Below are 7,256 nucleotides of genomic sequence, written 5' to 3' on the forward strand. Positions count from 1 at the left end.
ACGCCGTGGGTAGCGCGCCGCGTCCCCCCGGGACCGAACGCAGACCCGGGGTGACGCTTCGCTCTGCCCAGCGGCTTCGGGTCCTGAGTCGAAGGATTCCGTCGAGAAGACGGAGCTCGACAGATCACCACGCGACGTCGCTCACGCACCTGCGACGCGGGGCGTCATCAGGGGTTCGCTGTCGAGCACTTCCTGCATCGCGGCTTCGAGCATGCGTGCCTTGAGCGCAGCTGCCTCGGGATGGTCCCAGAGGTTCTTCCGCTCATCGGGGTCGGCGACGAGGTCATACAGCTCGCCGTACGACTCGCCCGCGTAGAGCGTGATCTTCGCCTCGGCGGTGACGAACGTTCGCAGGTGCACCTTGGTCGGCTGGTGGCGATTCTCGACGCGACACGTCGTGCGCGCGTCGCCTTGGCCGCGCCAGTTGGCGAGACGGCTCTTGCCCTGGAAGGCATGGTCCGCCGACATGCCGGCAGCGTCGACGAAGCTCGGGACCCAGTCGACCAGCGACTGCAAATCATCCGTCGTCTTCCCAGCCGGAATCTCGCCAGGCCAGCGTGCGATCATCGGGACACGGACGCCGTCCTCGTAGTGGAACGCCCCCTTGGCCGTCAGCGCCTTGTGGCCCACGTAGTGGCCGTGGTCGGTGCTGAAGACGACCAGCGTGTTGTCGGCTTGCCCGGTCGCGTCGAGGTGATCGAGGATCTTGCCGATCGCGTGATCGGTGAACGTCATCATACCGTAATAGACCGCCAAGTCCTTAGCGACCTGATCGCGATCGTCTGCTCGGTGCGCCTGGTAGCCGTGGTTGCTGTGGGGCGTTTCCTTCCACGGCGAGAAGTCCGGCTTCACCTCGCGCGTCAGCTTGTGCGTCGGCGGAAGGTCGTCGGTCGGGTAGTTCGACGGCTCCGGCGGCAGCGGCATGTCGGCCGGGTCGTACATCGAGTACCACGGATCGGGCACCACGTAAGGCGGATGCGGATCGAAGAAACTCGCCCACGTGAAGAAGGGCGTTCCCGAGTCAGCGCAACGCTTCACGTGCGCGTTGGTCTTTTCGGCGATCCAGTGGTTGTAGTGGTGCTCTTCGGGCAGATCCCACACCATGTTGCCGCGATACCGCGTCGCGCTGTCGGCACCGTCGGGCCCGGGCAGGTTGAAGTACTTCTGCCAGTCGGTCACGCCGCGTTCTTCGAGCCAGATCGCATAGTGCCCGCCCGCGTGCGCTTCGGCGGTGTGCATGCGGGCGGTGTCGACGCGATCGAAGCCGTACCACGGCTCGCCGTCGCCTTGCCCCAGCTGACGCCAGAAGTCGAGTTGCCGCAGCGTCGGCTGTGACTCGATGCTCCGACGGTCCGGCTCGTCCTTGAGCGGCTGAAAGTGGGCTTTGCCGATGAGGTGCGACTCGTAACCCGCTCGCCGCAACAGGTCACCCACGAACGGCCCGCCGCCTTCGTGCTTCTCTGGGATCTTGGTACCAATCGTCCAGCCGCCATGTCGGCTCGGGTACTGGCCCGTGATGAGCGTGCCGCGTGTCGGCGTGCAGAGCGGGTTCGGGCAGTACGCCCGATCAAACCGCGTGCCTTGCTTTGCCAGACGATCCAGGTTCGGCGTCTTGATCGCAGGATTGACACTGCCCAGCAGCGAGTAGTGCTGCTGGTCCGTCGTGATCATGAGGATGTTCGGGCGATCGCTCCGCGGCATGGGGCCGAGGCTAGCGACTTGGCCCACCGCTTACACCGTCGGCGGCAGGAGATCGTCTTCTGGACGCAACTCACGCTGGAACAACTGCCCTGGTTTCGGATCCGGTTGAGGAGCGTTTTCGATTGTCGCGTCCGGCTCGCCGGCCTCGGACATGCGGCGAAGCAAGGTCGCTTTCATCTCGTCGCAGATCGGTCGGTACACCGCACTGCCGGCCAGGTTCACAAGCTCGTACGGGTCGGCAACGAGGTCGTACAGATGACTCTCGACCAGCAACGTCGAGTAGCGGTCCTTCGAGTCAATGTCCGGCGACACCGCCGCGTACTTCCAGCACTTCGTGCGAACACACCGGCCGAACTGCGACTCGCTGATCTGGCTGAAGGCTTCGCTGGGCATGTCACCGAGCAGCGAATGGCCCTGCGCACCGTCGGGCGCATCCAGGCCAGCCGCATCACACAGCGTCGGCGCGAGATCCGTCAGCTGAAACGGCCGCTCGTCCCGACCGCCGCCGGTGAAGGGGCCGCCGAAGAACATGGTCGGGACGCGCAGGCTCACGTCGTGGCAGGACCGCTTGTACTCCGAGTTGCGCGTGCGGAAGTGGCAACCGTGATCGCTGGTAAAGACGACGGCCGTCGATTCGAGTAGATCAAGGCTGGCCAAGGCGTCCATCAGTCGGCCGAAGGCTTCGTCGAGACGTTTGATGCTGCCGAGGTAGCCGGGCAAGGATTGCTGGGCGTTCCCGCCGACCATGTGCTCGTAGAACGGATCGGCTCCCGGCAAACACGCCAAATCGGGCGGCGTCCAACGGCCGCGGTAGCGCTCTTCGTAGCCGAACGGCGCAGGATGCGCATCGCGATGGTTCTGCATGTGCGGCTCGAGGTGGCTGACCATGCAGCAGAACCGCTCGCCTCGATTGTGGCAGCCGTCGATGAAGCGGATCGTGGCATCGGTGAGGGCGTCGACGCGGTAGCCGGGCAGCTTGACGGGTCGCTGCTGTTCGTCGTGGACGAGTGCGTGGTAGCCGTCGGAGTTGGACTCGCTGGCGTTGTTGGCGAGCCAAGTCTGCCATCCGCCGCGCTCGGCCTCCGGCACGGCCTGCTCGGTGCCGAGGTGCCACTTGCCGAAGTAGCCGGTCGATCGTCCGCCGTCATTGAACCGCTTGGCGAGCGTGTCGGCTTCGACCGGCAACGGTCGGCCGTTGGTGTGGCAGCCATCGCCGATGGCGGTGGCGTATCGGCCGGTCTGCAGGCACGCCCGGGCCGGTCCGCAGACGGGTTGCGGTGTTGTCGCGTACGGGAGGTAGGTCCCGCGACTGGCCCAGTAATCGAAATTGGGCGTCAGATCGAGCGGGCAACCGGCAAGGCCCACCGTGTCCCAGCGTTGCTGATCCGTGAAGAAAACGACGACGTTGTCGACGGTGCCTGGCATGGCCGCAGCATGGTCCTGCGGCGGCGATGTCGCAAGCGGGGCAAGTGGCTCCAACTGGACTCGAACCAGTGACCTAGGGCTTATGAATCCCTCGCTCTAACCAACTGAGCTATGGAGCCGTCGTGGCCGCGATGATTGGCAGGCGGGGCGAGTCTGACAAGGCCAAAGAAAAACCGGCCACGTCCTCGTCGGGCGTGGCCGGTGGTGTTGAGCAAAGCGACTCGGCTCAGGCCGTCGCCGGCGTGCCGGCCAGGTCGTGGTAGGCCCGCATGCCGTGCTCGCCCATGTCGAGGCCTTCGATCTCCTCTTCCTCGCTAACACGAATGCCGCCGAGGACCTTGAGGATGCCGAAGATGACTAGTGCGATCAGGAAGGCGGTGACGCTGACGGCGATGGTGCCGATGATCTGAGCGACAAGGTCCTTCCCGCCGAAGATGCCGACGGCGACGGTGCCCCAGATGCCACAGACGCCGTGGACACTGATGGCACCGACCGGATCGTCGATGCCGATCTTGTCGAAGCCGTAAACGCTCAGAACGACGATCACACCCGCGATGCCGCCTACGACGATCGACCAGCCCGGGCTGATCGAGTCCGCACCGGCGGTGATGCCGACGAGGCCTGCGAGTAGACCATTGAGACCCATCGTCAGGTCCGGCTTGCCACCAATCGCCCACGACGTCAGCAGGGCGACCGCACCGCCAGCGACACCGGCGAGGGTGGTCGTCGTGAAGACGAGCGACGTGTTGACTTCGTCAGCCGACAGGACCGAGCCGCCATTGAAGCCGAACCAGCCAAGGAACAGCAGGAACACGCCGACATTCACGAGCGGGATGTTGTGCCCGGGAATGCCGCGGACTTCGCCATTCGGTCCATATTTTCCGATTCGCGGCCCGAGAAGCAGCACACCCGCGAGTGCACCGAAGCCGCCGAACGCGTGAACGACCGAACTTCCGGCGAAGTCGTAGAAGCCATCACCGATCGAACCGAGCCAGCCACCGCCCCAGTGCCAGCTACCGACGAACGGGTAACCGAAGCCGACGAAGACAACCGCGAACACCATGAAGGGTGCGAGCTTGATTCGCTCAGCAACCGCACCGGAGACAATCGTCGCTGCCGTCGCGGCGAACATTGCCTGGAAAATGAAGTCAGTGAAGATCGTGTACGAGCCGCCGTAGTACGTTGCCGTTTGGGCGCCGTCACCGGTCGGGTCGAGCCACGGTGCCGGGAAGGGCAATGCGATCACGCCCTCCCAGACCCAGCTTCCCGGGTAATGGGCGTTGAAGCCCCAAACCCAGTACAGCAGGATTCCCGAAGCGATGATCCAGAGGTTCTTCGTCAGAACGTTGACCGCGTTTTTCGCACGCGTCAGACCGCTCTCAACACAGCCGAAGCCGAGGTGCATGATGAACACGAGACCCGCCGCGATGAGCACCCAGATGTTGTTGCTCCGGTACTGACCCGACGAGACGAAGACGCTGTTGCCGTCATCATCTTCCCCTGCGTAGAGAGGTGTTGCCGCTCCTGCAGCCTTGAACGAAGTTGATGAGGTCCCGTCAGCTCCCAGTGTCATCGTGAAGACGGCAGCCACCTCTTCGGTCAGGCCGCCGGCATAGGTCTTGATGACCACGCCCTCAATGACGGCGGACTTCTCGCCCGTCTCCTCGTCTGCTTCTGCCTCCTCGACCGCTGCGGTGAGGGCTTCTATGTCGTAGTCGAAGGTCACCGCGACATCGCCGGTCCCCTCGACGACACTTGGCACGTCAGCTTCTGTCTCTTCTTGCGCCATCGCTGACGCTGGAACGGTGGCCACCGCTGCAAGAGCGAAAAGGACGGCGAGCAAGGGCGTGTAGAGGCCCGGCCGGAGGAGGCGGGGCAGGCAGGAAAGGGGGTCGAATTGCTGTGGCATCGGGTGCGGCTCTCTCAGAGGACTGTCGCCGCTCTATGCGGCGGGCGGGTCGCGATGCCGAAACACGGATCGCGAGTGAACAGCCAGATCGACCTGCAGCAGCAGGCCCATCGGCAGATCATCGAAAAGGTCAGAGTCGAGGAGGACTTTTGAGTAGGGAGGCCGACGTGGTGGATCGGCCGGTCACGCGGGAATGCGTCGCGTGGAGCGGGCGGTCTTGGCCAAGGGAACAGAGCCCTTGGCGAAGAGGCGTCGCAGGCGTTCTACCCGCGACGCCCCGTGGTTTTCAAGTCTGACTTGACGTCGGAACCAACGAATCAGAACTCGAAGTCGACGGAGAGTGCGCCGATGAAGCTCTCGGAGTCGCCACCGTTGGCTGCCTCGAGCCCGTCACTGCCCAGGAAGACCGCCTGGACCGAAGGCGTCAGCGACCACGAGCCGTACTGCGACGGGAACGGCAGCGGAATGCCAGCCGCGGCCGCGATGCTGAAGTAGCCGAAGAACTCGTTGTCGCCGGCCATGTCGACGTAGTAGTCGTCGACGCTGAAGCCAGCCACGACCGGGATGCTGATCGTGATCGGCTCACCAAAGCCATCGACCTCGATTTCCGTCGACGGCGTGGCACCGAGCTCGAGATAGATGCCCTCGTCCGGACCGAAGGCCGTGTTGTTGGTCTCGAAGAAGATGCCTGCACCGAGGCCGACGTCCACGCCGATCGCGTCCTCGTCTTCGCCGCTCACAGTGGAAACGGTGTACTCAACTGAGGCACCGATTTCCTCGACGGTGGCAAAGGAGTCGTTGGGCGACGTGTAGAACGTGTAGATGAGTGTCACATCAAACCCAGCAGCAGAGATGCCGAATCCGGTGTAGAGGTCACTCTCGTACCAGGCCGTCGGGCCGGCACCGTCGTCGTTGACGAACTCGCTGCCGAAGGAATTCCAGATGCCGACGAAAGTGCTCACAGAGAGCCCTTCTTCCTCAACGACGAGGACGGGCAGGCCGAGCTCCAGGTACGGCTGAATGATCAGGCCGCCGTTGAAGAAGCCGTCGTCGTTGGCCGCACCCTGGTCGATGCCGCGGAAGATGTACTCGCTGGTGAACGCGACGCCGCCTCCACCGAAGAAGCCGCCTTCATCGCCGTCGTCCATCCCTTCGGCATCGGTCATCGGATCGTCGAGCACGGCGACGACATCGGCGTCGCCGGATTCAACTTGGGCGAAGGTGGCTGGCGCGGCAACGAATGCCATCGCGGCCGCTGCGGCAAGCGCCCAGCGGCGGGACGTGAGCAGTGAGGTCTCGTCACGAACAGTCATTGGAATCTCCAAAGAGTGATTGGGTCAGCGGCCGAGCAAAGGTCAGAGTCGGACGGCTCGGTCGGGGGTCCAAGGGAAGGACCCGTGCGTGTGGCACCGCTTGGCAACGCATGTGCCAGCAGCGGCATCTTCCCTTGCCACAGCGGGAACGGACAGGTGTTGCCCGAGCCCGATGCCCGTCGTCCCATTGACGCGGCACGGCCGTTGTAGCGAAGGACTTAGCCTTTTGCTAACCGGAAATGCGAATCCAAGACGTCTGATAAACGGGGCAAAATGGACACGGTTTCCATTGATTCTCACTAACTTGTCCACGATCGCATCGCATCGACGTCGGCTTGCCTAGCGACGAAGCTGCTGCTGCTTCCGTGCGCGCTCGCTAGGCAGATTCGCCCGTTCAAATCGGCACGCAACGTTGCAAACCGGCTGCGTTCGTCGACGACGCGACGAATAGTGTCCATGCCGCACCATCGGCCGGCATCGCATGCAGATCCGCAACTTCTCCATCATCGCCCACATCGACCACGGCAAGAGCACGCTGTCGGACCGACTGCTCCAACGCGCCGGCGCCATCACCGAACGTGAGATGCGCGGCCAGATGCTCGACTCGATGGACCTCGAACGCGAACGCGGCATCACCATCAAGGCCTCGGCCGTCACCGTGAAGCACTGCCATCACGGTGAGGAGTTCATGCTGAACTTCATCGACACGCCCGGCCACGTCGACTTCCACTACGAGGTCCGCAAGGCGCTTCAGGCCTGTGAAGGCGCTCTGCTCGTCGTCGACTCGACCCAGGGCGTTCAGGCCCAGACCGTCGCCAACGCGTACGCGGCACTCGAGCAGGACCTGGAGATCATTCCGGTCATCAACAAGATCGACCTGCCCAGCAGCCAGCCGGAGCTGGTGGCCG

Annotated in this window: 5 protein-coding genes and 1 tRNA gene; 1 reads left to right on the forward strand and 5 read right to left on the reverse strand. The window is 63.9% G+C overall.

Features of this window, described 5'->3' with window-relative positions; all coding sequences use genetic code 11:
* Positions 1-141 precede the first annotated feature (141 nt).
* From AAGI46_14280 to AAGI46_14300, 5 genes are all read right to left on the reverse strand, one after another.
* Positions 142-1,701 (reverse strand): sulfatase-like hydrolase/transferase, encoded by a 1,560-nt coding sequence (locus AAGI46_14280; protein ID MEM1013375.1) that lies wholly within the window; start codon positions 1,699-1,701, stop codon positions 142-144.
* 30 nt (positions 1,702-1,731) lie between these two features.
* Positions 1,732-3,126, reverse strand: coding sequence for a sulfatase-like hydrolase/transferase (locus AAGI46_14285; GenBank protein ID MEM1013376.1), 1,395 nt, complete (start codon positions 3,124-3,126; stop codon positions 1,732-1,734).
* 45 nt (positions 3,127-3,171) lie between these two features.
* Positions 3,172-3,245 (reverse strand) — tRNA-Met (locus tag AAGI46_14290).
* A gap of 107 nt (positions 3,246-3,352) precedes the next feature.
* Positions 3,353-4,915, reverse strand: a complete 1,563-nt coding sequence (locus AAGI46_14295; GenBank protein ID MEM1013377.1) for an ammonium transporter — start codon at positions 4,913-4,915, stop codon at positions 3,353-3,355.
* 437 nt (positions 4,916-5,352) lie between these two features.
* A complete protein-coding gene (locus tag AAGI46_14300) occupies positions 5,353-6,348 on the reverse strand; it encodes a hypothetical protein (GenBank protein MEM1013378.1) in 996 nt (331 codons plus the stop codon).
* Positions 6,349-6,829: 481 nt separating this feature from the next.
* Here AAGI46_14300 and AAGI46_14305 point away from each other — a divergent pair.
* Positions 6,830-7,256, forward strand: a 427-nt coding sequence (locus AAGI46_14305) for a GTP-binding protein (GenBank protein MEM1013379.1), incomplete at its 3' end; no start/stop codon positions are given.

The sequence above is a fragment of the Planctomycetota bacterium genome, assembly GCA_038746835.1.
Lineage (GTDB): Bacteria > Planctomycetota > Phycisphaerae > Tepidisphaerales > Tepidisphaeraceae > JBCDKH01.

Excerpts from the sequence above, each read along its gene's own strand:
- AAGI46_14280 (MEM1013375.1), bottom strand. The coding sequence starts at position 1,701 with ATGCCGCGGAGCGATCGCCCGAACATCCTCATGATCACGACGGACCAG.
- AAGI46_14285 (MEM1013376.1), bottom strand. The coding sequence starts at position 3,126 with ATGCCAGGCACCGTCGACAACGTCGTCGTTTTCTTCACGGATCAGCAA.
- AAGI46_14295 (MEM1013377.1), bottom strand. The coding sequence starts at position 4,915 with ATGGCGCAAGAAGAGACAGAAGCTGACGTGCCAAGTGTCGTCGAGGGG.
- AAGI46_14300 (MEM1013378.1), bottom strand. The coding sequence starts at position 6,348 with ATGACTGTTCGTGACGAGACCTCACTGCTCACGTCCCGCCGCTGGGCG.